Origin of the sequence: Micromonospora sp. NPDC005979, assembly GCF_040614415.1 — a bacterium.
Taxonomy (GTDB): domain Bacteria; phylum Actinomycetota; class Actinomycetes; order Mycobacteriales; family Micromonosporaceae; genus Micromonospora.
The window spans coordinates 11,501-34,758 of the sequence record NZ_JBEXUR010000016.1; the positions used below are offsets into that span (position 1 = coordinate 11,501).

Here is a 23,258-nt window from a genome sequence, read left to right on the forward strand (position 1 = left end):
CTTGTCGGAGCCGTATTCGTCGTCGGAGCCGTATTCGTGGCCCTCGGACTCGTGGCCCTTGGACTCCCAGCCCTTGTCGGAGCCGTATTCGTCGTCGGAGCCGTATTCGTGGCCCTCGGACTCGTGGCCCTTGGACTCCCAGCCCTTGTCGGAGCCGTATTCGTCGTCCGAGCCGTAGTCCTCGTCCTTGGACTCCCAGTCCTTGCTGTCCTTGTCCTTGGACTCCCAGTCCTTGCTGTCCTTGTCCTCGGACTCCCAGTCCTTCTTGCCTTCGTCCTTGGACTCCCAGTCCTTCTTGCCCTCGTCGTCCTGGGCGTCCTGGCCGTGCTCCTCGCCCTTCCAGTCCTTGCTGTCCTCGTCCTCATAGGCGTCGGCGGCAGCGCCACCGCCCTGGCCGCCGGGCTGGGCGTCGCCGTGCTCACCCTTGCCCTCGTCGTCCTTGCCCTTGTCGCCCTTGCCTTCGTGGTCCTTGCCCTTGTCGTCCTTGCCGTGCTCGTCCTTGCCCTTGCCCTTGTCCTCGTCCTTGCCGTGCTCGTCCTTGCCCTTGTCGTCGTGGTCGTAGGAGTCGTCCTCCTCGCTCCACTCGCCGCGGTCCTCGCCCCGGTCGTCGCGCGCGGGCTTGAGCTTGACCTTGCCGGTGACCTTGGACCACACGTAGGCGTGCTCCTGGCGATCCGGGCAGATCTCGAGGAGCTTGACCTCGTCGCCGGCCTTCACGATGTGCGGCTTGGCGTAGACCTTGCCGTCCTCGTCGTGGTGACCGTCAGCGAACGCGATCCCCGGCGCAAACACCAGGAGGGACGCGCCACCGAGGGCAGCGCCCGCAACGACCTTCCCGAGCATCTTCTTAGCCATGACCTGCGTCACTCCATCCCTGTTGTCCTGAGCCCGGCGACAACCGAGCTAAGACCGACGTTAGACCTTTTCATGACCTATGAAGTGAAAGATTCGCGTTTTGACCTTTGCTGGTGGTAAGCGGCGAAGGAGTGATACGCGGCTTTCTTTGCCCGCCATGCCACGCCGGGCGCTCACCGCCCGGTCGGGTTGGTCGTGGCCTTCCGGGAACTAGCGGCTGCCCTCGACCGGTAACGGAAGGCTGGTGCCACCCGCGTCACCTCGGAGGTATCGTCCGAGTCGAGGGCGACGACGCATCGAGCCATTGCCATGGAAGCGCTCCCATGCAAGAATCGGCGCACGCGGTTCGGGGGAGCCACACCGCGCAGGCGGGGCGTCGAGGGCATCCGGTTCACCGGACGACAACCGGCCGCCGATCGGTCGGCCACGCGCCGGCCAATCACCACCAACCACCACCACCGCCCGTCCGGGTCGGGCACCCCAAAGAATCCCGTGGCGCCGGAGGCCGTCCGTGCAGGACGCCCGCCGGGCCGTCTCGCCGGGCCGTACGCGGGCCCGGTCTCGCCCAAGGAGATCAGTGGCATGAATGTGTGGAGAAGGCTGTCCGGCCCCCGCCGGACCCTCGCGCTCGCCGGCGCGGGCGTTCTGGTCGCCGGCGGGCTGGTGACGATCCCGGTCACCGCGGCGCAGGCCGCGACGCAGTGCGACATCGCGTACACGACCAACGACTGGCAGGGTGGCTTCACCGCCAACATCACCATCAAGAACCTCGGCGACCCGGTCAACGGCTGGACGCTGGGCTGGACCTTCCCCAACTCCAGCCAGCGCGTGCAGCAGGGCTGGTCGGCCACGTACACCCAGTCCGGCAGCCAGGTCACCGCCCGCAGCATGTCCTACAACGGCACCCTCGCGACCGGCGCCTCGACGACCCTCGGGTTCAACGGAGCGTGGAGCGGCAGCAACCCGAAGCCGACCTCGTTCACCCTGAACGGTGTGGTCTGCAACGGTGGCACCGGCAACCCGACCACCCCGCCGCCCACCACGCCCCCGCCGACCACGCCTCCGCCCACCACGCCTCCCCCCACGACCCCGCCGCCCACGACGGGGCCGCCGCCGACCACCCCGCCCCCCGGTGTGAAGGTCGACAACCCGTACGCCGGTGTGCCCGGGTACGTGAACCCGGAGTGGAAGGCCAAGGCGGACGCCGAGCCCGGCGGTAGCCGCGTCTCGAACAACCCCACCGCCGTGTGGCTGGACCGGATCGCCGCGATCAACGGCACGCCGAACAGCAGCTCCAACGGCGCCTTCGGGGTGAAGGACCACCTGGACGAGGCGCTGCGCCAGGGCGCCGGCTACATCCAGTTCGTCATCTACAACCTCCCCGGCCGCGACTGCTCGGCGCTCGCCTCCAACGGTGAGCTGGGGCCGAACGAGCTGCCCCGGTACAAGTCCGAGTACATCGACCCGATCGCCGCGATCCAGGGCGACTCGAAGTACCGGAACATCCGGATCATCAACATCATCGAGATCGACTCGTTGCCGAACCTGGTGACCAACACGTCCGGCCAGGCCGGTGGCACGGTCATGTGTGACACGGTCAAGGCCAACGGCGCGTACGTCAACGGTGTCGGCTACGCCCTCGCCAAGCTGGGCGCGATCGGCAACGTCTACAACTACATCGACGCCGGGCACCACGGCTGGCTCGGTTGGGACAGCAACTTCAACCCGTCCGCCGAGATCCTGAAGACCGCCGCTGTCGCCTCCGGCAGCACGGTCAACAACGTGCACGGCTTCATCACCAACACCGCCAACTACTCGGCGCTCACGGAGCCGTACTTCAAGGTCACCGACAACGTGAACGGCCAGACGGTGCGGCAGTCCAAGTGGATCGACTGGAACTACTACGTCGACGAGCTGTCCTTCGCCCAGGCGTTCCGGACCAAGCTGGTGTCGTTGGGCTTCAACTCCAACATCGGCATGCTGATCGACACGTCCCGCAACGGCTGGGGCGGCGCCAACCGGCCCACCGGCCCGGGCGCGACGACCAGCGTCGACACGTACGTCAACGGTGGCCGGGTCGACCGTCGGGCGCACGCCGGTAACTGGTGCAACCAGGCCGGCGCGGGTCTCGGCGAGCGGCCGCGGGCGAACCCGGCGACGGGCATCGACGCCTACGTCTGGGTGAAGCCTCCGGGCGAGTCGGACGGCTCCAGCTCGGAGATCCCGAACAACGAGGGCAAGGGCTTCGACCGGATGTGCGACCCGACGTACGGCGGTAACGCCCGCAACGGCAACAACCCCACCGGGGCGCTGGGGAACGCGCCGATCTCCGGAGCGTGGTTCTCGGCTCAGTTCCGCGAGCTGATGCAGAACGCCTACCCGGCGCTCTGATCGGGTAGCTCACGCGCCAACCCGCCTCCGGCAGTAGGTGAGGCACTGCCGGGGGCAGGTTTCCCCGGGGTCCCCGGTCCGACCATCACGGTCGGGCCGGGGACCCCCCTTTCCGCGTCTGTCCCAGGTCAGGGCACGGTGCGTTCGATCGCCGCGCGGCCGTGTTCGGCCAGGTCGCGACGGGCCTTCTCCAGGTTCTCCGGGGTGAGGTCCTGCCCACGGGCCTTCACCAGGTCCTCCGGTTCCCAGGGCTGCTCGGCGCCGGTACGGATGTTGTCGCCGCCCGCGCCGGTGCCCGTCCCGGTCGCGCCGGTCCCGGCGCCGTACGGGTCGCCGATCAGGTCGTCGGAGTCCGGGGCAAGGTCCGGCTGCCGCTCGCGGGGTTCGGTGAAGGTCGGCGTGTCGCGGTCGGGGCCACCCCCGGTCCGCAGCTCCGGGACGGTGCTGTCGTCGTCCACCGCGGCGGCCGTTTGCGGGCTCTCCTCCAGCGGTCGGCGGTCGCGATCGGTCATGGTGCTGCCTCCTGTGTCCGACACGGTGCCTGATCCCCGCCGCGTACCCCGTGCGCGGGTGCCCATGCGCGGCGCCGGCGCCGTCCCGGTGGACGGCGCCGGCGGCGGAGCGGGGTTCAGCGGTCGGACTGCGACTCGTTCGCGGACGGTGCCTCCGCCGGCCGCAGCCACTGCCAGAGCAGCATGACCAGCCCGAAGGCGAGCATCACCAGGCCGGCCCACAGGTTGATGCGGACACCCTCGGCCTTGTCGATCTCGGCTCGACTGTCGAAGATGCCGATCAGCGTCACGATGATTCCGTACGCCACGAAGAGCCCACCGATCACGCGACGGATGTCGAACAGACGGGCGGCGGCGGAGCGGCGCTCCTCCGACTGCGTCTCGTCGATCAGCGGGTCCTGCGCCGGCTGGCCGTCGTTGCTCATCTGCCGACTCCTTTCCTAGAAGACCGGGATGTAGAAGAGTGCGGCCAGCGCGACCGCGACCAGGCCGAGCAGCACGGGGGAGCGGTACCAGACGGCGTCCCCGGCGAGCACGTCGCCCTTCAGGTCGACGCCGCCCATCCCGTAGACCAGTCCGCGCAGATCCTCGTCGCGCTTGGGCGCGGTGAGCGGGGTGAGGATGGCGGCGACCACCGCCACGGTGACGAACGCGATTCCGGCGCCCCAGAAGCTCTCCTCCAGGTCGGAGTTGAAGCCGATGACGCCGCCCTTGTAGAGCAGGTACGTCGCCAGCGACGCCAGGGTGCCGAGCAGCAGCGACCAGAAGCCCGCGAGGGCGCTCATCCGCTTCCAGAACATGCCGATGATGAAGGTGGCGAACAGCGGTGCGTTGAACAGGGAGAAGAGTGCCTGGATGTAGTTCATGATGTTGCTGAACCCGGAGGCGATGAACGCGGTCCCGATGCCGATCACCACGGCCGCGACGGTCGCCCACCGGCCGATCCGCAGGTAGTACTCGTCGGACCGGCCGCGCCGGACGTACGACTGCCAGATGTCGTAGGTGAAGACGGTGTTGAAGCCGCTCACGTTGGCCGCCATGCCGGCCATGAACGACGCGAGCAGGCCGGTGACCGCCACACCGAGCACGCCGTTGGGCAGCAGGTCCCGCATCAGCAGCGGGATGGCGTTGTTGTACTGCAGGTCGCCGCTCTCCGCGCCGAGGCCCTTGACCGTCACCAGGGCGACCAGGCCCGGGATGATCGTGACCAGCGGGATGAAGAGCTTCGGGTACGCGGCGATGATCGGCGTACGCCGGGCGGCGCTCATGTTCTTGGCCGACAGGGCCCGCTGCACCTCGGCGAAGTTCGTCGTCCAGTAGCCGAACGAGAGCACGAAACCGAGGCCGAAGACGATGCCGATCCACTGCGCGCCGAGGGGGTTGTCGGTGCTGCCGGTGTCCTGCCAGGCGTGCAGACCCGCCTCGCCGAGTTTCGAGTCGCGGACCGCGTCCATCAGCCCACTCACGCCCCCGACCTTGACCAGACCGATCACGGTGACCGGGATGAGGCCGGCCAGGATGACGAAGAACTGGAGGACCTCGTTGTAGATGGCCCCGGACAGGCCACCGATGGTGATGTACGCCAGCACGATCGCCGCGCCCACCACGATCGCCGTCCAGAGCGGCCAGCCGAGCAGCGCCTGCATGACCAGGGCCAGCGCGTAGAGGTTCACACCGGCGATCAGCACCTGGGCGACGGCGAAGCTGAGCGCGTTCAGCAGGTGCGTCGGTCGGTTGAAGCGCAACCGCAGGTACTCGGGGACGCTGCGGACCTTGGAGCCGTAGTAGAAGGGCATCATCACGATGCCCAGGAAGACCATCGCCGGCACCGCGCCGATCCAGTAGTAGTGGACCGTCATGACGCCGTACTGGGCGCCGTTGGCCGCCATGCCGATGATCTCCAGTGCCCCGAGGTTCGCCGAGACGAAGGCGAGGCCGGTCACCCAGGCCGGCAGGGAACGGCCGGAGAGGAAGAAGTCGACGCTGGTCCGGATCGCCCGGCGGGCGGCGAAGCCGACCCCGAGGACGGTGACGAAGTACAGCGCGAGGATCAGGTAGTCCAGCCCGTTCATGTTGAGCCGGAGGCCGCCGCCGTCCATCTCGTCACCCCTCGTCCGACGTGGGCACCGCATTCGATGCGCGCGCCCTATTACCCGCTGCGCGAGGTTTCACGCCTGCCTGTCTGATCCGTGTGGTTCCGGCGCTCCCGAGGTCTTTCGTGGCGTACCCCGCGGGTTGCCCCGGCTGCCGCAGCGGCGGCGTCGCGGCGACGCTGCGGGGATGGGCGCCCTGCGGTGGGTGGCCTGGTCCCTTTGCTCTGCTTCAGCGGAGGAAACAGCGGGCGTCCGGTATCCGGACACCGGGTGTTGCCTATGGTGAAGCAGAGCAAAGGGGCCAGACCGGTAGCCGGCTACCGGCCGGCGGCCCGGCGCCGGCGCGGCCCGGCGTTGGCCCGCGCCCGGCCGGTGCGGGCCGGTGCAGGCGCGAAAAGGGACGCCCGGCCGGTGTCGGCCGAGCGTCCCGCGGTGGTCCGGGTAGGTCAGCGACCCAGGACGCGGTCCAGGAAGTCCCGGTAGTTACGGACCGCCATGCGCAGTTGCTCGGTGTCCGCCGAGCCGGCGTCCTGCCAGCCGCCCAGCGTGTTCTTCTGCGCCGCGAGCGCCGAGGCGAGTGCCTGGATGGCCTCCTCGACCAGGGCCTGCGCCTCGCCCGCCGCGGCGGAAGGATCGTCGACGAACCGCAGTTGCACGTCCCGCCAGCGGTCCCGGAAGCCCTGTGCGGTGTCCCCGTCCAGGAGCGTGGCCGCGTCCGAGGCGACGGTCGAACCGGCGGGCCGCGACGTGCCGGCAGACTCCAACGAGGTGCCGACGCCCTCGGCGGGGACCGGTTCGGCGTCCGGGTCCACCATCTCCGGGGAGGCGCTGCCGTAGCCGGCCGCGCCGGCCGCCGCCGCGTCCGGATCGCCGGCCCAGTCGGTCAGGTCGCTCCGGCGCTCCGGGGCGCCTTCGGTGCTTCCCGGCACGACGACGGTTCGCGCGGTGTCGGTACGGTCACGTCGGTCGTCGAGATCCGGGTCGGCAGCCTCGTCGGCGTCCGGCGTCGTGTCCTCGTCGGTCTCCGCGAAGTCGTCGCGGCGGTGCAGTTCGGCGGTGGGGTCGGCGCGCAGGCCCTCCCGCTCGCCGTCCTCGGCGCCGTCGCCCGGCGCGGCGGTCCGCTCGGCCCGCGGGTCGGGCTGGTCCTGCGGACGCGGGCTGGCCAGAGCGGACGCGGCCACCGCGTCGGCGACCGTGGTCGCTCCGAACGTAGTCGGCAACGGGCCCGGCTCGTGGAAGCCACCCTCGTCGTCGGCCCGGTTCCGCCGGTCGTCGTCGACTCGGTCGTCGTCGACTCGGTCGTCGTCGAGCCGGTCGTCGTCGAGCCGGTCGTCGTCGAGCCGGTCGTACGGGACGTCCGGGTCGGTGCCGTTGATCCGCTCGTGGTCGGTGGTCGGCGCGTCGTCGGCGTCCCGTTCGGCGCCGACGGTCGGATCGTCGAAGGTGCCCCGGTCGTCCAGGGCATCTTCGGGTACGTCCGAGTGGGCGGCCCGGTCACCGGTCGGCGGGACCGGCACCGGCGCGGACCGGACGGCCTCCGGATGGTCGTTGCTCACCTGCTGCTCTTCGTGGCGCATCGGTGGCCTCCTCAGCGGCTCGTGGCGTCGTGCGGAGTGTCCGGGTGGGAACGCTGTTCGGGCGTGCGCTGACCGACGGGCTCCTCGCCGAGCAGGTCGGCGAAGAGGGCCCGGTAGTGCACGACCGCCTGACGCAGCTCCTCGGTGGTCGCCTCACCCCGCGAGTTGCGCAGGTGGATCTCGTGCGCGTCCCGGTAGTTGGTCAGGGTGCGGGCGTGCTCGACGGAGAGATGGGCGATCTGGTCGGAGAAGTCACCGGTCGGGTAGCCCTGCTCCTCGATGAGCCGGGTGACCAGTTCGTCCGCGTCGCCCACGGTCTCACCCGGCGAGTCGATGAAGCGGATCTGGAGCTCCTCCCAGGCGGCGGCGTACCGCGCTCGCGACTCCGGGCTGAGCGGGGTGAGCGTGAGCTCGGCGTGCCGGCGCTCCCGGTCGCGTAGCTCACGCTCCGCGGCGGACCGGCTCTCCTGCTCCTGCACCACCCGGTCGTACTCCGGTCCGAACCGGCTCTGCAGCGCGCGGCGACGACCGATCGTCCGGACGGCCACGGCGATCGCCGCGATGACCACCAGCACGACGAGCACGATGACGACTATCTGCGTGGGCGACATGGGCTCCTCCTTCGTCATCTGGTATTCCCTCCGCGTAGTGATCGCCAATCCCGATCCGGGGTACTTTCCTCGCCGATCGCGCTCCGGCGTGGCGGTAGATGACAGAAACCTGACTCATTCCAGATAGTCCGCGTGGGTGGACTGGCCCCCGTCGTACGGCACCGCCGGCAACGTCTGATCCTTTCCCGCCCAGCGCCAGCGCCCCGGCGAGCGCGACAGCGGGGCGCTCGCCGTACTCGCGGGGGCGCGCTCCGCAGCCCGGACGCCGTCCGACGGCGGTAGTGCAACCGGGCGTGATTACGTATCCTGCCCAAGGCGCGCGCGCCGGTGCCCGGCCCGACGACCGGGTACGCGACCGGCGAGCGCGCTGCCCGGCGGTGCCGGCGCCCCTCCTGCCACCCTTGACGGGCGAGGTCTGATGAAAACCCGCGACTGGCCTATCCGCTCGAAGCTGACCGCGTTGGTCGTCGCGCCGGTGACCGCGCTCCTCGCGTTGTGGATCTTCGCGACGACGTTGACCTTCGGGCCCGCCCTGAACCTGCTCTCCGCGCGTACCCTCCTCTACGACCTGGGCCGCCCCGGCGAGGCGGTGGTCACCGAGCTGCAACGCGAGCGTCGCCTCTCGGTGGTGCAGCTCGCCGGCGACACCGAACTGCCCGCGTTGGCCGAGCAGCGCCTGCGTACCGACCGGGCGGTCGCCGAGCTGCGTCGCCGGGTCGACGGGGAGGCGTTGCGCTCCGCCGCCGACGACCTGCTGGAGGACCGCGTCGACCGGCTGGTCACCGCCCTGGCGGCGCTGCCGACCGGACGGGACTTCATCGACGACGGGATGATGGACCGCGCGGGCGCGATCGGCCTCTACAGCGGCATGGTCTCGGCGGCCTTCCAGGCGTTCTCCGCCATGGCGAACCTCAGCGACCCCGCCATCAACCGGCAGGCGCTGGCCCTCACCACGCTGGGCCGATCCCGCGAGCTGCTGGGCCAGACCGACGCGATGCTGGCCGGTGTGCTGACCGCGGGGAAGTTCGCCAATGGGGAGCACGCGCTGCTCGTGCAGACCATCGGCAACCAACGGTGGCTCACCGAGAGCGCGGTGGCCGACCTGCCCGAGACCGGGCGCGCCGCGTACCAGCGGCTCACCGAGAGTCCCGACTTCACCAGCCTGCGGGCCATGCAGGACGCGCTGATCGGCGCCAACCGGTCCGGTCGTCCACCGGTGGACGCCGCCGTGTGGCAGGCCAGCCACGACGCCGTGCAGCAGGAGTTGCGCGACTTCGAGCTGGCCGAGGCCGACAACCTCACCGACCGCTCGGTGCCGATGGCGGTCGGGATCCTGGTCCGGCTCGCCGCCGCCGGGGTGCTCGGTCTCGTCGCCGTGGTGGTCTCGGTGCTGGTGGCGCTGCGGGTCGGCCGCACCCTGGTCCGGCGGCTCAGCGGAGTCCGTACCGCCGCCCTCGAACTGGCCGAGCACCGGCTGCCCGACGTGGTCGCGCGGCTGCGTCGCGGCGAGCACGTCGACGTCGCCCGGGAGGCGCCACCCCTGGAGTACGGCCACGACGAGATCGGCGAGGTCGGGCGGGCCTTCACCGAGGTGCAGCGCACCGCCGTCCAGGCAGCCGTGGACGAGGTCACCCTGCGCCGAGGGCTCAACGAGGTGTTCCTCAACATCGCCCGCCGCAGCCAGGGCCTGGTGCACCGGCAGTTGCACCTGCTGGACCGGATGGAGCGACGCGCCGAGGACCCGGACGAGCTGGCCGAGCTGTTCCAGGTGGACCACCTGGCCACCCGGCTCCGCCGGCACGCCGAGGACCTGGTCATCCTGGCCGGCTCCGCGCCGGGCCGGGGGTGGCGCAACCCGGTCGCGATGGTCGACCTGGTCCGCGGGGCGATCAGCGAGGTCGAGGCGTACGACCGGGTGGACATCACCGTCGTGCAGCCGGCCGGTGTGCTGGGCCGGGCGGTGGGCGACATCATCCACCTGCTCGCCGAGCTGGTCGAGAACGCCACCGCCTTCTCCCCGCCGGACACGCGGGTGACCATCACCGGGGAGCAGGTCGCTGACGGGTACGTCCTGTCGGTCACCGATCAGGGGCTGGGCATGTCCGCCACCGCGCTCGAGAACGCCAACACCCGGCTGACCAGCTCGCCCGAGTTCGATCCGGCGCAGAGCGCCCGCCTCGGTCTGTTCGTGGTGGCCCGGCTGGCGGCGCGGCACTCCGTACGCGTGCGACTGCGGTCGCCCGAGGACGGCGGCGTCACCGCCGTGGTGGTGATCCCCACCGACCTGGTCACCGCCGAGCCACCGGCCGGCCCCGACCCGGCGTCGCCCGCCGCCGCGCCCGGTGACCGGCGACTGGCCCGACCCGTACGCCGGACGACGGCACCCCGGTCCCGTGCCGGTCGTACCACCTCGGCCCCGGTCGTCACCAGTGACCCGCCCACCCTCGTCCTGCCCACGGGGCCGACGTCCGATCTCCCGGCCGCCACGGACGAGCCGCCCTCCGACGGGACGGCGGACGACCTGGAGGGGCTGCCCCGGCGGGTACGGCGACGTACCCCCAACGCCCTGCCCCGGCCCACCGCCGCCGACACGCCGTCGCCCCGCTCGCCGGAGGAGGTACGCCGGGTGATGGCGTCCCTGCAGGCCGGCACCGCCCGGGGTCGGGCGACAGTGGTCGCCCCGGCGGCCCCGACCCGCGTTCCCACGCCCCCGCCCTCCGCAGCGCCGGCGATCCCGGCCGCTGCGCCGGCGGCGGTCCCGGCTCAGCGATCCGCGGCGGCCCCCGAGACCGGGTCCGCTGCCGATTCGGGATCTTCCGCGCCCCCGAAGGCCTTCGATCCGACAGCGACTGAGAGGGACGCCTAGTGCGGGAAACGACGAAGCAGAGCGCCAGCCTCGACTGGTTGCTCGACGAGCTGGTGCAGCGGGTTCCGGCCGCCCGGGAGGCGGTCGTGCTCTCCGCCGACGGCCTACTGCTCGGCTCCTCGGCCGAGTTGGAACGCGCCGATGCCGAGCACCTCTGCGCGCTCGCCGCCGGCTTCTCCAGCCTGGCGCGGGGCGCGAGCCACCACGTGGACGGCGGTCCGGTCCGGCAGACCGTGGTGGAGATGGAATCGGCGTACCTCTTCGTCACCGCCGCCGGCCAGGGCGCCTGCCTGGCCGTGGTGAGTGACGCGGACGCGGACATCGGCCTGGTCGCGTACGAGATGGCGATGCTGGTCATCCGCGTGGGGGAGAACATGACCGCGTCGGCCCGACCGTCCGCGGACGCCGGTGATGCGGACTGAGCCGCCCGGCCCCCAGCACGAGTGGCTGGACGGCGACGCGGGCCCGGTGGTCCGCCCTTACACGCTCACCGGCGGCCGGGTGCGCTCCGCCGCCGGTGGCTTCGACCTGGTCGCGTTCGTGTTGGCCGCCGCGGACCTCGACCCGGCGGCCCAGCCGCAGTTGCCGCCGGAGCACCGGCGGTTGGTCGCGTTGGCCAGTCACCCGGTGTCGGTGGCCGAGCTGGCGGCCGAGCTGGACCTCGCGGTCGGTGTGATCCGGGTGCTGCTGGGCGACCTCCTCGCGCAGGGCCTGGTCGCGGTGCACGAGCCGCCGGCCAGCCGCGATCTTCCCAACGACGACATCCTCAAGGCGGTGGTCAGTGGACTCCGTGCGCTATGACCATGCGGGCTCAGCCCTCACCGTTCCGCTGGCACTGAAGATCCTCATCGCGGGGGGCTTCGGCGCCGGCAAGACGACGCTGGTGAGCGCGTTGAGCGAGGTCCGGCCGTTGCAGACCGAGGAGGTGCTGACCGACGCCGGCATCGGCACCGACGACCTCTCGGGGGTGGAGGGCAAGACGACCACCACCGTGGCGATGGACTTCGGCCGGATCACCATCAACGACGACCTCCAGGTGTACCTGTTCGGCACCCCCGGCCAGGACCGGTTCTGGTTCCTCTGGGACGAGCTGGCCTTCGGCGCGCTCGGCGCGGTGGTGCTCGCCGACACCCGGCGGCTGGCCGACTGCTTCCCGTCGATCGACTACTTCGAGCAGCGTGGCATCCCGTTCGTGGTGGGGGTGAACTGTTTCGAGGACACCCGTCGCTTCGACCTGGAGACCGTACGCCGAGCGCTCGACCTGGACCCGGACGTGCCGATGGTGCTCTGCGACGCCCGGGACCGACAGTCCGGCAAGCTGGTGTTGATCTCCTTGGTCGAGCACGTGGCCCGGCAGCGCGGCGAGCCGGTGCCGGCCTCCTGAACCGCCACCACGTGTTCGGCGGACCGGGCTGGCGTCGAAAAGCCGGTTAGCCGGTCGGCTTCCTGGGCAGCTCTGGTTGGATCTACTCCAGGATGTCGGCGAAGGGGTGCAGCGTGACTGGTCCGGGCGAGATCGTCCACATCGGGGGTTACACCGCGCACAGCGGCGGGCGGGCGGACGGCATCGTCGCGGCACGCCGCGACCCGGCCACCGGGGCACTCACCCCGCTCGGAACGGTAGCGGTCACGCCGTCGCCGTCGTTCCTCGCGCGGCATCCCACGCGGCCGGTGCTCTACGCGGTCAACGAGTTGACCGACGGTCTGGTCAGCGCCTGGCAGGTCTCCTCGGACGGCGCGCTGGACGCGCTCGGCAGCTTCTCGACCGGCGGCGCCGAGCCGTGCCACCTGGCGGTGCTGCCCGACGGTGGGCACCTGGTGGCGGCCAACTATGGCAGCGGAAGCGTCGCGGTCTTCCCGCTCGACGAGCAGGGCGTGCCCGGCGAACGGACCGATCTCGTGGTCCACGAGGGCCACGGCGCCGACCCGCAACGCCAGGAGCGGGCGCACGCCCACATGGTCTCTCCCGGCCGGGAGCGGGAGCCCCTGCTCGCGGTGGACCTGGGCACCGACTCGGTCTACCGGTACGACCTGGACAACGCGAGCGGGCGGCTGGTGCCACGCGGTCCGCGGATGCGTACGACGCCGGGCGTCGGGCCCCGGCACCTGGCCCGGCACCCCGACGGCCGGCGCTGCTACCTGGTCGGCGAGTTGGACGCCACGGTCACCGCGTACGAGTTGTCCGAGGACGGGTCACTGCACCAGCGCGGCCGGGTCGACACCAGCGGGCGGACCGGCCACGTCCAGCCGTCGGAGATCGCTGTCGACCCGGACGGGCGTCTGCTCTACGTCGCGAACCGCGGTATCGGCACCATCGCCGTCTTCGACCTGACCGGTGAGCTGCCCGCGCTGGTGTCCGAGGTGGACACCGGCGGGGAGTGGCCGCGACACTTCGCGCTGATCGGCGAGCATCTCTACGTCGCCGACGAGCGGGCGGACATGGTGCGGGTGTTCCGACGTGACCCGAGCACGGGGGTACCGGCTCCGGTGGGCGAGCCCGTACCGCTGGCGAGCCCGACGTGCGTCCTGCCGTGAGCGGACGGAATGACGGAAGCAAATGCGAGAGCGGGACAGGTTTGGCAACGGCGTGGGGCCGATTCATCACTCTCTGTTGTTAAATGGTGATCAACTGTTTCTCCTGCGTAACTTTAGTCCGAACGGATGTGGCAGAGACGGCACCTAATACGCAAGATGGTCAGCGTGTCTGCAGGCCGCCATCGAATGCGTTCGAAACTCCATCTAGCAGCCGCCGCCGCGACGGCGACGGTTCTCGTCGTCACGACCGGCGTCTGGTTCGGCTACAAGGAGCTGATCCAGCCAAGCTGTTCGGGGGAGATCCGACTCGCCGTGGCCGTCGCCACCGAGCTCGCGCCCGCGGTGGACGCCGCCGCCTCCCAGTGGGTCAAGGACGGCGCCGCAGTCGGCCCCACCTGCATCCGCGTCGATGTCTCGGCATCCGACCCGGTCGACGTGGCCGCCGTGGTGGCCGCGAAGCACGGTGCCGTACTCGCCGGCGTCGGCCAGGCCAGCGGCACGGCCGTGACCCCGGACGTCTGGGTGCCGGACTCCTCGACCTGGCTGCTGCGTCTCAAGAAGGACGCCACGGCGTTCGCGCCGACAAACGGGGCCTCCATCGCGCGCAGCCCCGTCGTCGTGGCGATGCCCGAGCCGGTGGCGACGCGGCTCGGCTGGCCCAACGCCAAGTTCACCTGGGCCGATCTGCTCAAGCAGGTCAACAGCAGCAAGCCGCTGCGTACCGGGATCGTCGAGCCGACCCGCGACGCGGCCGGGCTGTCCGGTCTGCTCTCGCTGACCACGGCCGCCAGTGGCGCGGGCGGCGACGCCCAGCGCAACACCGTGGGCGCGCTGCGGGCGCTGGCCACCGGTCGCTCCTCGCTCCGCAACGACCTCCTCGCCCGCTTCCCGACCGCCACGGACCCGACCTCGATCGCGAGCGCTCTCGGTGCGGCGGCGCTGTCCGAGGAAGACGTGATCGCGTACAACAGCAAGAAGCCTCCGGTGCCGCTCGCCGCGCTCTACATGGAGCCGGCGCCGATGCCGCTGGACTACCCGTACGCGGTGCTGCCCGGCATCGAGCCGACCAAGGCGGCCGCGGCGAAGGTGCTGTACGAGTTGCTCACCGCGCCGAAGTTCCGGGACCGCCTGGCGGCGCAGTCGCTGCGTGGGCCGGACGGCAGCTGGGGTGCCGGCTTCAACGCCCCGCAGGGCGCGCCGAGCCCGGCCGGTGGCGCGTCGACCGCCCCGGCGGCCGGCGGCACCGCGGCGGGCGGCCTGGACCCGGCCGCGATACAGCGTGTCGTGTCCAGTTGGTCGATCGCCACCCAGTCCGGCCGGATGCTCGCCGTCATCGACGTCTCCGGCTCGATGAAGGACGAGGTGCCCAGCGCCAACAACCGCAGCCGGGAGGAGGTCACCGTCGACGCGGCCCGCCGCGGTCTCGGGCTCTTCGACGACTCCTGGTCCATCGGCCTGTGGACCTTCTCCACGAAGCTGGTCGGCAACCGCGACTACCGGGAACTGGTGCCGATCGGACCGCTCTCCGGCCAGCGGGCCCAGTTGGAGGGGGCGCTCGCCACCGTCAAGCCGTCCAACGGTGATACCGGCCTGTACGACACGATGCTGGCCGCGTACCAGGCGGTGCAGGAGGACTGGCAGCCCGGCCGGGTCAACTCGATCGTGCTGTTCACCGACGGCAAGAACGAGGACGACAACGGCATCAACCAGCAGCAGCTGCTCGCCAAGCTCAAGCAGATCGCCGATCCGGAGCGGCCGGTGCAGGTCATCATGATCGGTATCGGCGAGGGCGTCAGCAAGGCCGAACTGGAGTCGATCACGAAGGTGACCGGCGGGGACGTCTTCGTCACCAAGGACCCGAGCGAGATCGGCAGCATCTTCCTCACCGCCATCGCGCGGCGTCCCCCAGCCCCGCGCTGAGCCGCCGCTGAGCAACAAGGAACCCGTCGTACCGGTGAGCCGGTACGGCGGGTTCCTTGTGTGGCCAGGGGATTGAAGAAAAGTGACGGCAATACGTCGGAAGCAATCGGCAGTCATAGTTGTCAGGGCAGGATGTCGACGTGTTCCGGCAATGTCGGTCCGCCTTCGGCCCGACCCGTCGGCCGGGGCCGTCCTGAACAGAGTGGGAGGGCCGGTGACGACCGCGACACTGTTGACCCCCGCCGACACCTCGGCGCCGCCGAAGGACCGTCCGAGCGGACTGGTGGCCCGTGCCGACGAACGTTCCTACATCCGGGTCCTGGTGGTGCTGGACACCACCGTCCTCATCATCGCGCTGCTCGTCGGATACGTCGGCAGGTTCGGTGACGAGGAGCCGGTCGGCTCCAAGATCCCGTACGTGCTGGTGGCCCCCGGCCTGGTCCTGGCCTGGCTGATCTCCCTCAAGGCGCTCGGGTGCTACGACGACCGGGTCGTCGGCTACGGGGCGGACGAGTACCGGCGGGTCAGCTCGGCGAGCCTGCGACTGGCCGGCGCGATCGCCATCGCCGGCTACATCGCCGACGTCGGCGTCTCCCGGGGTTTCCTCGGCATCTCCTTCGCGGTCGGCACGGTCGGGTTGGAGGTGACCCGGTTCGCGGCGCGCAAACGGCTGCACCGGGCCCGCTCGAAGGGCGCCGGCTGGTCCCGCCGGGTGCTCGTCGTCGGCGACACCGCGCACGTCCTGGAACTGGTGCACACCCTGCGCCGCGAGCCGTACGCCGGCTACCAGGTGGTCGGCGCGTGCATCCCCGACGCGCTGCTGGCGCCGGTGGCGCAGCGGCTCGGTGACGTACCGGTGGTGGGATCCTTCCGGGGCATCCCGGAGGCCGTGACCGCGATCGGCGCGGACACCGTGGCGGTGACCGCCTCCGGTGAGCTGACCGCGGCCCGACTGCGTCGACTCGGCTGGCAGTTGGAGGGGACCGGCGTCGACCTCGTCGTGGCCCCCGCCCTCACCGACGTGGCGGGTCCGCGGATCCACACCCGCCCGGTCGCCGGGCTGCCCCTGATCCACGTCGAGGCGCCCGAGTTCCGCGGCGCGCGCAAGTTGGTCAAGGGTTTCGTCGACCGGTCGATCTCGTCGGTCGCCCTGGCGCTGCTCCTGCCGCTGATCGCGGTCATCGCGTTTGCCATCAAGCTGGACAGCCGCGGGCCGGTGTTGTTCCGGCAGGTCCGGGTGGGGCGGGGCGGGCAGGAGTTCGGGGTGTTCAAGTTCCGGACGATGGTGGTCAACGCGGACGCGTTGCTCGCCGAGCTGGCGGCCCGGAACGAGACCGACGGCCTGATGTTCAAGATGCGCGACGACCCGCGGGTGACCCGGGTCGGCCGGCTGCTGCGCAAGTGGTCGTTGGACGAGCTGCCGCAGCTGGTCAACGTCCTGCTGGGCCAGATGAGCCTCGTCGGTCCGCGTCCGCCACTCCCGTCCGAGGTGGCCCGCTACGACGGCGACGTGGCCCGGCGACTGCTGGTCAAGCCCGGCATGACCGGGCTGTGGCAGGTCAGTGGCCGGTCCGACCTCAGTTGGGAGGACGGCATCCGACTCGATCTCTACTACGTGGAGAACTGGTCGCTCGCCGCCGACCTCACCATCCTCTGGAAGACCGCCGGCGCGGTGTTGAACAGTCGCGGCGCCTACTGACCGCCACGCTCACCGCTGCTGCGGGCCGGTCCAGTCCAGGCAGACCACCACGGCGTCGTCAACGAGGTCGCCGGCCACGAAGGCGCGCAGGTCGCCGAGGAGCGACCGGACGGCGTCCAGCGGCTCCATCGGCCCCGTCCGCCGCAGGAACCGGTCCAGTGCCGTCTCGCCGTAGCGGACGCTCTGCCCGGTGGCGTCCACGACGCCGTCGCTGACGACGAACAGCCGGTCACCGCGTTCCAGCGTGAACGTCTGCTCGTGGTAGTCGGTCGCCTCGAACATGCCGAGCGGGAACTGCGCCTCCAGCGGCTGTTCGGTGACCTCACCCCGGCGCAGGAGGACGAGCCGTGGCGAGCCGGCGTCCACCACGGTCATCGTCCCGGAGCGCAGGTCCAGCTCCATCAGCAGCGCGGAGAGGTGCCGCTTGCCCCGGTACTCGTCGTAGATGGCCTGGTCGGCGAGGGCGGCCTGATCGCCCAGGCCGAGGCCGGCCCGGCGGGCGTTGCGCAGCGCGTGGGTGGCCAGCGACGTGAGCAGCGATGCCGCGACACCCTCACCGCTGCCGTTGATCGTGGAGAGCCAGAGCCGTTCCCCGTCGTCGGACCAGTCGAAGCTGTCACCACGCACGGCGTACGCCGGTTCGAGCTGCCCGGCCAGGCTGAACGAGGGGCGGATCCGGCTCCGGCCGGGCAGCAGGTCCCACTGCATCTCGGCGGCCAGGGTGAGCCGCTGGCTGCGTCGGGCCACGCTGTAGACGTCGGTGCCGGGGGTGACGGCGGCCACCTCGTGTGCCAGCGAGGTGGCGATGTCGGCCAGCGCGGCGAGCACCGAGGGGTCGTCGACCACCGGCGCCAGGCGCAGGACGCCCCGGCGTTCGCCGCGCATGCTCACCGGAAGCCAGGCGACGCCGTCGACCAGGACGGGGGACTGGTGATCGAAGGCACGCCACGCGGGGTGGCCGGCGCCCCGGAGAGAGTCACCTTCGGTGAGGGGCAGCAGCTCCGCGAGGCGGTAGTCGACCTGGTACAGCTCCGCCTCGGAGATCCCGTACGCCTCGTTGAGAACGGCGCGGACCCCAGCCACGAGACGGTCGGCGGATGTCTCGTTCAGGCTGCGTCGTGCCCGATTGACCGGTTTGCTCATCAGGCCTCTTTCATCCGAGCTCGACCACCTCTGGGTTCGGAGTAGTCTCGGGCCACCATGGCCGAACACAACGGTCCGCCGGACCCTACGACGAGTATGGCTGCCGCATTGGACGCGGCGGCGGGTGCCCTGCTGGGTGTCTGGGATTCCGCCCGCGAGGCGACCGCCAGCCGGGTCTCCGGTGCCCAACTACGGGCGGTGATGGTGGTCGAGCAGTACGACGGGATCAACCTACGCCGGCTCGCCACCCGTCTGGACATGTTGCTGAGTTCCGCCAGCCGCCTGTGTGACAGGTTGGTCGCGGCGGGCATGCTCGAGCGCGAGCCGGGGCGCTTCGACCGGCGGGAAATTTCCCTGCACCTCACCCCGGAGGCCCGGCGACTCCTCGCGGAGCTGCGCAAAGACCGCCAGGAGCGGCTGGCCGCCGTGTTGGCCGCGATGAGCCCGGCGGGTCGCGCCGCGCTGGTGAGCGGGGTGCGGGAGTTCGACGAGGTCGCCCGCCGGCAGCGCGCGCGGAGAGCGCCGGACGACGGGGACTCCCCGCGCGGGCGGGACGAATGGCCGCAGGACCCGGACCGGCCCGACGGCCCGGCGCGCAAGTCGTCGGAGCACCCGGACCAGCCCAGTCGAGGGGTGTGGCAGGGCGGGGCGGCCAAACCGGAGCGGACGGTGGGCGCGCCCCGCGACTGGTCCGCCGGCGAGCCACCGGTGGCGCGGACCGCCTGAGGGGTCGAACCGCGGGGTTCAGCCCGGTGTCGACGCGCACACCGCCAGCATGGCGATGTCGTCGGCGGCCTGCCCGCCCACCCAATCGTCGACCACCTGGAGCAGCCTGTCGACCAGGACCGCCGGAGGCAGACCGGCCGCCGCGGCGAGTGCGCCGCGCAGCCGGCGTTCGCCGAACTTCTCCGCGTGCGCCGGGCCGCCGCTCGCCTCGGTCACCCCGTCGGTGTACGCGAGGAGCAGATCGCCCGGATCGAGGTGCACCCGTACCTCGGTGAACCGGGCGTCGGTCAGCGCGCCGACCGGCATACCGCCGACCGGGACGCCCGTGACGGAACCGGCGGCGGTGACCAGCAGCGGTGCGGGGTGGCCACCGCCGGCGATCCGGAGATCCACCCCCGTCGGTCCGTGCTCCATCCACCCGAGCAGCAGGGTGGTGAGCTGGCTGCGCCGTGCCGCGTCGGGCGCGTCGAACAGGGTGCGGTTGAGCAGGTGGATCAGCTCCAGGGGGCGCTGCTCGACGAGCCGTAGCGTCTGTAGCGACTGGCGGACCCGCCCGGTCAGCACAGCCGCGCCGACACCCTTGCCGGCCACGTCGCCCAGCGCGAACAGTGCGCCGCGCGGGTGCGGGAACACCTCGTAGAAGTCCCCACCGATGCGAAGTGTGTCGCCCGCGGACCGGTAGCCGCCGGCCATGCGTACGCCGGGCACCGTCGGCAGCTCCGGCGGGAGCAGGCTGGTCTGCAACACCCGGGCCAGGTGGGCCTGCTCGCCGTACAGCTCGGCGGCGGCCAGCGCCGCGCCGGCCCGCGCGGCGAATTCGCGGGCCAGCTCGCGGTCGCGGGAGTCGAAGTCGGCCCGCCCGGCACGGCGGACGAGCAGCAGGGCGCCGGCCGGGCCGCCGGGGCCACGTATCGGGCTGACCAGCGCCGCGCCGGGCCGGCCGAAGCTGGGCGGAAGCAGGGCGGTCAGCCCGGCGACGTGGGTGTCCGGCCACTGGGTCGGATCGTCGAGGTCGCCGTCGAACGCCGCGCCGAGATCGGGGACGAGGTCGCTCAGCTCCTCATCGGCCACCCCGGTCACCGGGGCCGGCTCGTCGTCGGCGTACCGCGTGAAGCGGGGATGCGGCTCGGCCGGCGCGGGCGGGCGGAGCAGCGCCACGGCGGCGTCGGCCAGGTACGGCACGGCGAGGGTCACGGTGGTGCGGAGTGTCTGGTCCCGGTGCAGCGAGAGCCCGAGCCGGCTGCCGGCCCGGGCGAGGAAGGCGGTGCGGGAGCGTTCGGCCAGCAGGGCGTCGGTGCGGGCGTGCTCCTCGGTGACGTCGCGGACGTACCAGGCGTACCGGTCGCCGGCGAGCTGCCGCCGGGTGCCACGCAGGTGGCGGCCGTGGTGCTCGGCCTCGAACGCGGCGGTGCCGTCGCGGACGGCTCGGGCCAGCGCCGTCATCGGGCACCCGGACAGCTCGATGCCCGCGACGATCTCCGGGAGCAGCTCGACCGCCCGGGCGTTGACCAGGGTCACCCGGCCGCCCGCGTCGGTCGTCAGCACCGCCTCGGCGAGCCCGTCGAGCAGCTCGCGGGCCAGCGGCGGGTCGGCGGGCAGCCCGGTGCCGGGGTGGCGGGTCGGACGGCGCGATGTCTGCCCGTCCCCGCCGACCGGACCGGCCGAGCCGCCCCGTTGGGTCGTGGTCACCGCCCGACGCCGGCCCGCGTCCGACGACCTGTACGCATACCGCTCCCGCGCTCCTCGCCTGCCGATCGTTGCTCGACGGCAAGGGTACCGAGCCGCACCGACACACTCCCAGAACGCGTCGCCGGTAATCAGCCGGCGCGGTTCAGCCAGCCGGCGGGTCGGGCGACGATCCGCCGTACCACCGAGCCGGCCGCGCCCACGGCGGCGGCCTCCGGCCCGAGGGTCGACGGGCGGACCGTGACCGGTGACCAGGCGGCGGTGAGCACCCGGGCCTTGATCTCGGCGAGCACCGGTGGGCAGAGCCAGGGGGCGAGCGGGGCGTACCCGCCGCCGAGTACCACGGTGTCCAGGTCCAGCAGGTTCACCACACCGGCGACCGCCACCCCGAGGGCGGTGCCGGCGTCGTTCAGGGCGCGCAGCGCGGCCGGCTCGCCGGCCTCGGCCAACTCGGCCAGGCGGGCCGTCGCGGTGTCGGCGGGTAGCTCCGCCCGTACCAGTCCGGCAGCGGCCACGATCGCCTCCTGACCGGCGTACTGCTCCAGGCAGCCGCGCCCCCCGCAGCGGCAGGGCCGCCCCTGCGGGTGTACCGGCAGGTGCCCGATCTCGCCGCTCCAGCCGCGTGCGCCCCGGAACAGCGCGCCGTCCAGGACGATCCCCGCGCCGATGCCGACCTCGCCGGAGATGTGCAGGAAGCTGGCCGGGCCGGGCGGTCGGGAGTGCAGCTCGCCGAGCGCGGCGAGGTTGGCCTCGTTGTCCACCACTAGGGCCGGTACGTCCGGTACCCGATCGGTGAGGGGTGGGTGCGCGCTCAGCAGCTCGGGCACCGGCACGTCCCGCCAGCCGAGGTTCGGCGCGAGCCGGACCTGCCCGGAGTCGTCGATCAGGCCGGGTACGGCGAGCGCGGCCCCGGCGAGCGTGAGGCCCTGCCGGGCCGCGTCGGCGCGGGCCTGCCGGGCCAGGTCGACGAGGCGGGCCAGGGCGTCCTCGGGCGCGACGGGGCGCAGATCGGCGCGGTGCACGGTGCGGTGGCGGACCTGGCCGGCGAGGTCGACGACGCATACCGTCAGATAGTCGACGTTGACTTCGAGCCCGAGCCCGGCCGGGCCCTGGTCGGCCAGGACCAGTCCGCGTGCCGGGCGGCCGGCGCCGGCCCGGGGCGCTGGCTCGGCCTCGCTGACCAGTTGGCCCGCTAGCAGGTCCTCGACGACCGCGGAGACGGTGGCCCGGGTCAGCCCGGTGGCCGTGGCCAGGTCGGCGCGGGACGGGGGTCGGTCGGCGGCGGCGATCCGGCCGAGGACCAGGGCGAGGTTGAGTTCGCGCAGGCTGCCCTGACGGGCCGCGCCGACCGGGGCGTGGGTGGGGCTCACCCCTTGACACTGCCATAGGGCGGGCAAATAATTCAATCGCTGAACAAATACCTGACACCACCATCCCGGAGGTCACCCATGGCACCTCGTCCCACCCCCGCCGACAAGTTCTCCTTCGGGCTCTGGACCGTGGGCTGGCAGGCCCGCGACCCGTTCGGCGACGCGACCCGCCCCGAGCTGGACGCCGTCGAGGCGGTGCACCGGCTCGCCGAGCTCGGCGCGTACGGCATCACCTTCCACGACGACGACCTGATCCCGTTCGGCGCGGACGCCGCGACCCGCGACCAGCACATCGCGCGGTTCCGCAAGGCCCTCGACGAGACCGGCCTGGTGGTGCCCATGGTCACCACCAACCTCTTCACCCACCCGATCTTCAAGGACGGCGGCTTCACCAGCAACGACCGCGACGTCCGCCGTTTCGCGCTGCGCAAGGTGCTGCGCCAGGTCGACCTGGCGGCCGAGCTGGGCGCGAGCACCTTCGTCATGTGGGGTGGCCGCGAGGGCTCCGAGTACGACCTCGCCAAGGACGTCCAGGCCGCGCTGGACCGCTACCGCGAGGCCGTCAACCTGCTCACCCAGTACTCCATCGACAAGGGCTACAACCTGCGCTTCGCCCTGGAGCCCAAGCCGAACGAGCCGCGCGGCGACATCCTGCTGCCCACCATCGGGCACGCGCTCGGCTTCATCTCCCAGCTGGAGCACCCGGAGCTGGTCGGCCTCAACCCCGAGGTCGGACACGAGCAGATGGCCGGGCTCAACTACGCCCACGGCATCGCCCAGGCGCTCTGGCAGGGCAAGCTGTTCCACCTGGACCTCAACGGCCAGCGTGGCATCAAGTACGACCAGGACCTGGTCTTCGGTCACGGTGACCTGATGAACGCGTTCGCCCTGGTGGACCTCCTGGAGAACGGTGGCCCGAACGGCGGGCCGACCTACGACGGTCCCCGGCACTTCGACTACAAGCCGTCGCGTACCGAGGACATGGACGGGGTGTGGGCGTCGGCGGCGGCCAACATGAGCACGTACCTGCTGCTCAAGGAGCGCGCCGCGGCGTTCCGCGCCGACCCGGAGGTCGTTGAGGCGCTGGCCGCCAGCAAGGTGGGCGAGCTGAGCACGCCGACGCTGGGCGACGGCGAGGGCTACGAGGAGTTCCTGGCCGACCGTTCCGCGTTCGAGGACGTCGACGTGGACGCGGTGGCCGCCCGGGGCTTCGCCTTCGTCCGGCTCAACCAGCTCGCCGTCGAGCACCTGCTCGGCGCCCGCTGAGGCCCCGC

The 23,258-nt window shown here is 71.8% G+C and carries 17 protein-coding genes and 2 pseudogenes; 10 read left to right on the top strand and 9 right to left on the bottom strand.

What is annotated here, in order from left to right; translation table 11 throughout:
• Positions 1 to 855, bottom strand: a pseudogene (locus ABZ272_RS24140) (hypothetical protein); the annotation flags it as partial.
• 582 nt (positions 856 to 1,437) lie between these two features.
• Between ABZ272_RS24140 and ABZ272_RS24145 the strand changes: the two are divergent.
• Positions 1,438 to 3,246 carry a glycoside hydrolase family 6 protein gene (locus tag ABZ272_RS24145; RefSeq protein ID WP_355052190.1) on the top strand — a complete coding sequence of 603 codons (1,809 nt, stop codon included), beginning with the start codon at positions 1,438 to 1,440 and terminating at the stop codon, positions 3,244 to 3,246.
• A 128-nt stretch (positions 3,247 to 3,374) separates the two neighbouring features.
• Here ABZ272_RS24145 and ABZ272_RS24150 read toward each other — a convergent pair whose 3' ends face one another.
• The 5 genes and pseudogenes from ABZ272_RS24150 to ABZ272_RS24170 form a co-directional block, all read right to left on the bottom strand.
• Positions 3,375 to 3,758, bottom strand: a complete 384-nt coding sequence (locus ABZ272_RS24150; RefSeq protein ID WP_355052191.1) for a hypothetical protein — start codon at positions 3,756 to 3,758, stop codon at positions 3,375 to 3,377.
• 116 nt (positions 3,759 to 3,874) lie between these two features.
• Entirely contained in the window at positions 3,875 to 4,183 is a 309-nt protein-coding gene (locus ABZ272_RS24155; protein ID WP_355052192.1) for a hypothetical protein, read from the bottom strand.
• A 15-nt stretch (positions 4,184 to 4,198) separates the two neighbouring features.
• Positions 4,199 to 5,857: a sodium:solute symporter family protein gene (locus ABZ272_RS24160; RefSeq protein WP_355052193.1), complete on the bottom strand. Its 1,659-nt coding sequence runs from the start codon at positions 5,855 to 5,857 to the stop codon at positions 4,199 to 4,201.
• 1,043 nt (positions 5,858 to 6,900) lie between these two features.
• Positions 6,901 to 7,089 (bottom strand): annotated as a pseudogene (locus ABZ272_RS24165) (hypothetical protein); the annotation flags it as partial.
• A 350-nt stretch (positions 7,090 to 7,439) separates the two neighbouring features.
• Positions 7,440 to 8,039 carry a hypothetical protein gene (locus ABZ272_RS24170; RefSeq protein ID WP_355052312.1) on the bottom strand — a complete coding sequence of 200 codons (600 nt, stop codon included), beginning with the start codon at positions 8,037 to 8,039 and terminating at the stop codon, positions 7,440 to 7,442.
• A gap of 418 nt (positions 8,040 to 8,457) precedes the next feature.
• Here ABZ272_RS24170 and ABZ272_RS24175 point away from each other — a divergent pair, with 418 nt between their 5' ends.
• The 7 genes from ABZ272_RS24175 (at position 8,458) to ABZ272_RS24205 (ending at position 17,059) form a co-directional block, all read left to right on the top strand.
• Positions 8,458 to 10,905, top strand: a complete 2,448-nt coding sequence (locus ABZ272_RS24175) for a nitrate- and nitrite sensing domain-containing protein (RefSeq protein WP_355052194.1) — start codon at positions 8,458 to 8,460, stop codon at positions 10,903 to 10,905.
• Positions 10,905 to 11,327 carry a roadblock/LC7 domain-containing protein gene (locus tag ABZ272_RS24180; protein ID WP_355052195.1) on the top strand — a complete coding sequence of 141 codons (423 nt, stop codon included), beginning with the start codon at positions 10,905 to 10,907 and terminating at the stop codon, positions 11,325 to 11,327. Before ABZ272_RS24175 ends, ABZ272_RS24180 begins: the two co-directional genes overlap by 1 nt.
• On the top strand, positions 11,317 to 11,706 hold the full coding sequence (locus ABZ272_RS24185) for a DUF742 domain-containing protein (RefSeq protein ID WP_355052196.1): 390 nt from the start codon (positions 11,317 to 11,319) through the stop codon (positions 11,704 to 11,706). The genes ABZ272_RS24180 and ABZ272_RS24185 overlap by 11 nt, the downstream gene beginning before the upstream one ends.
• Positions 11,687 to 12,289, top strand: a complete 603-nt coding sequence (locus tag ABZ272_RS24190) for an ATP/GTP-binding protein (RefSeq protein ID WP_355052197.1) — start codon at positions 11,687 to 11,689, stop codon at positions 12,287 to 12,289. The genes ABZ272_RS24185 and ABZ272_RS24190 overlap by 20 nt, the downstream gene beginning before the upstream one ends.
• A 113-nt stretch (positions 12,290 to 12,402) precedes the next feature.
• A complete protein-coding gene (locus tag ABZ272_RS24195; RefSeq protein ID WP_355052198.1) occupies positions 12,403 to 13,440 on the top strand; it encodes a lactonase family protein in 1,038 nt (345 codons plus the stop codon).
• A gap of 165 nt (positions 13,441 to 13,605) precedes the next feature.
• Positions 13,606 to 15,360 carry a substrate-binding domain-containing protein gene (locus ABZ272_RS24200; protein ID WP_355052199.1) on the top strand — a complete coding sequence of 585 codons (1,755 nt, stop codon included), beginning with the start codon at positions 13,606 to 13,608 and terminating at the stop codon, positions 15,358 to 15,360.
• A gap of 214 nt (positions 15,361 to 15,574) precedes the next feature.
• Complete coding sequence (locus ABZ272_RS24205) at positions 15,575 to 17,059, top strand: sugar transferase (protein ID WP_355052200.1); 1,485 nt, start codon at positions 15,575 to 15,577, stop codon at positions 17,057 to 17,059.
• A 9-nt stretch (positions 17,060 to 17,068) separates the two neighbouring features.
• Here the strand turns inward: ABZ272_RS24205 and ABZ272_RS24210 are convergent, their stop codons facing one another.
• Positions 17,069 to 18,202, bottom strand: a complete 1,134-nt coding sequence (locus tag ABZ272_RS24210; protein ID WP_355052201.1) for a PP2C family protein-serine/threonine phosphatase — start codon at positions 18,200 to 18,202, stop codon at positions 17,069 to 17,071.
• Between the two features lie 96 nt (positions 18,203 to 18,298).
• Here ABZ272_RS24210 and ABZ272_RS24215 point away from each other — a divergent pair, with 96 nt between their 5' ends.
• On the top strand, positions 18,299 to 18,928 hold the full coding sequence (locus ABZ272_RS24215; protein ID WP_355052202.1) for a MarR family transcriptional regulator: 630 nt from the start codon (positions 18,299 to 18,301) through the stop codon (positions 18,926 to 18,928).
• Positions 18,929 to 18,946: 18 nt separating this feature from the next.
• Here the strand turns inward: ABZ272_RS24215 and ABZ272_RS24220 are convergent, their stop codons facing one another.
• Both ABZ272_RS24220 and ABZ272_RS24225 read right to left on the bottom strand, forming a co-directional pair.
• Positions 18,947 to 20,617: a SpoIIE family protein phosphatase gene (locus ABZ272_RS24220; protein WP_355052203.1), complete on the bottom strand. Its 1,671-nt coding sequence runs from the start codon at positions 20,615 to 20,617 to the stop codon at positions 18,947 to 18,949.
• 128 nt (positions 20,618 to 20,745) lie between these two features.
• Complete coding sequence (locus tag ABZ272_RS24225; RefSeq protein ID WP_355052204.1) at positions 20,746 to 21,984, bottom strand: ROK family transcriptional regulator; 1,239 nt, start codon at positions 21,982 to 21,984, stop codon at positions 20,746 to 20,748.
• Positions 21,985 to 22,062: 78 nt separating this feature from the next.
• Between ABZ272_RS24225 and xylA the strand changes: the two genes are divergently transcribed.
• Entirely contained in the window at positions 22,063 to 23,250 is a 1,188-nt protein-coding gene (gene xylA / locus ABZ272_RS24230) for a xylose isomerase (RefSeq protein ID WP_355052205.1), read from the top strand.
• The last annotated feature ends 8 nt before the right edge of the window (positions 23,251 to 23,258 follow it).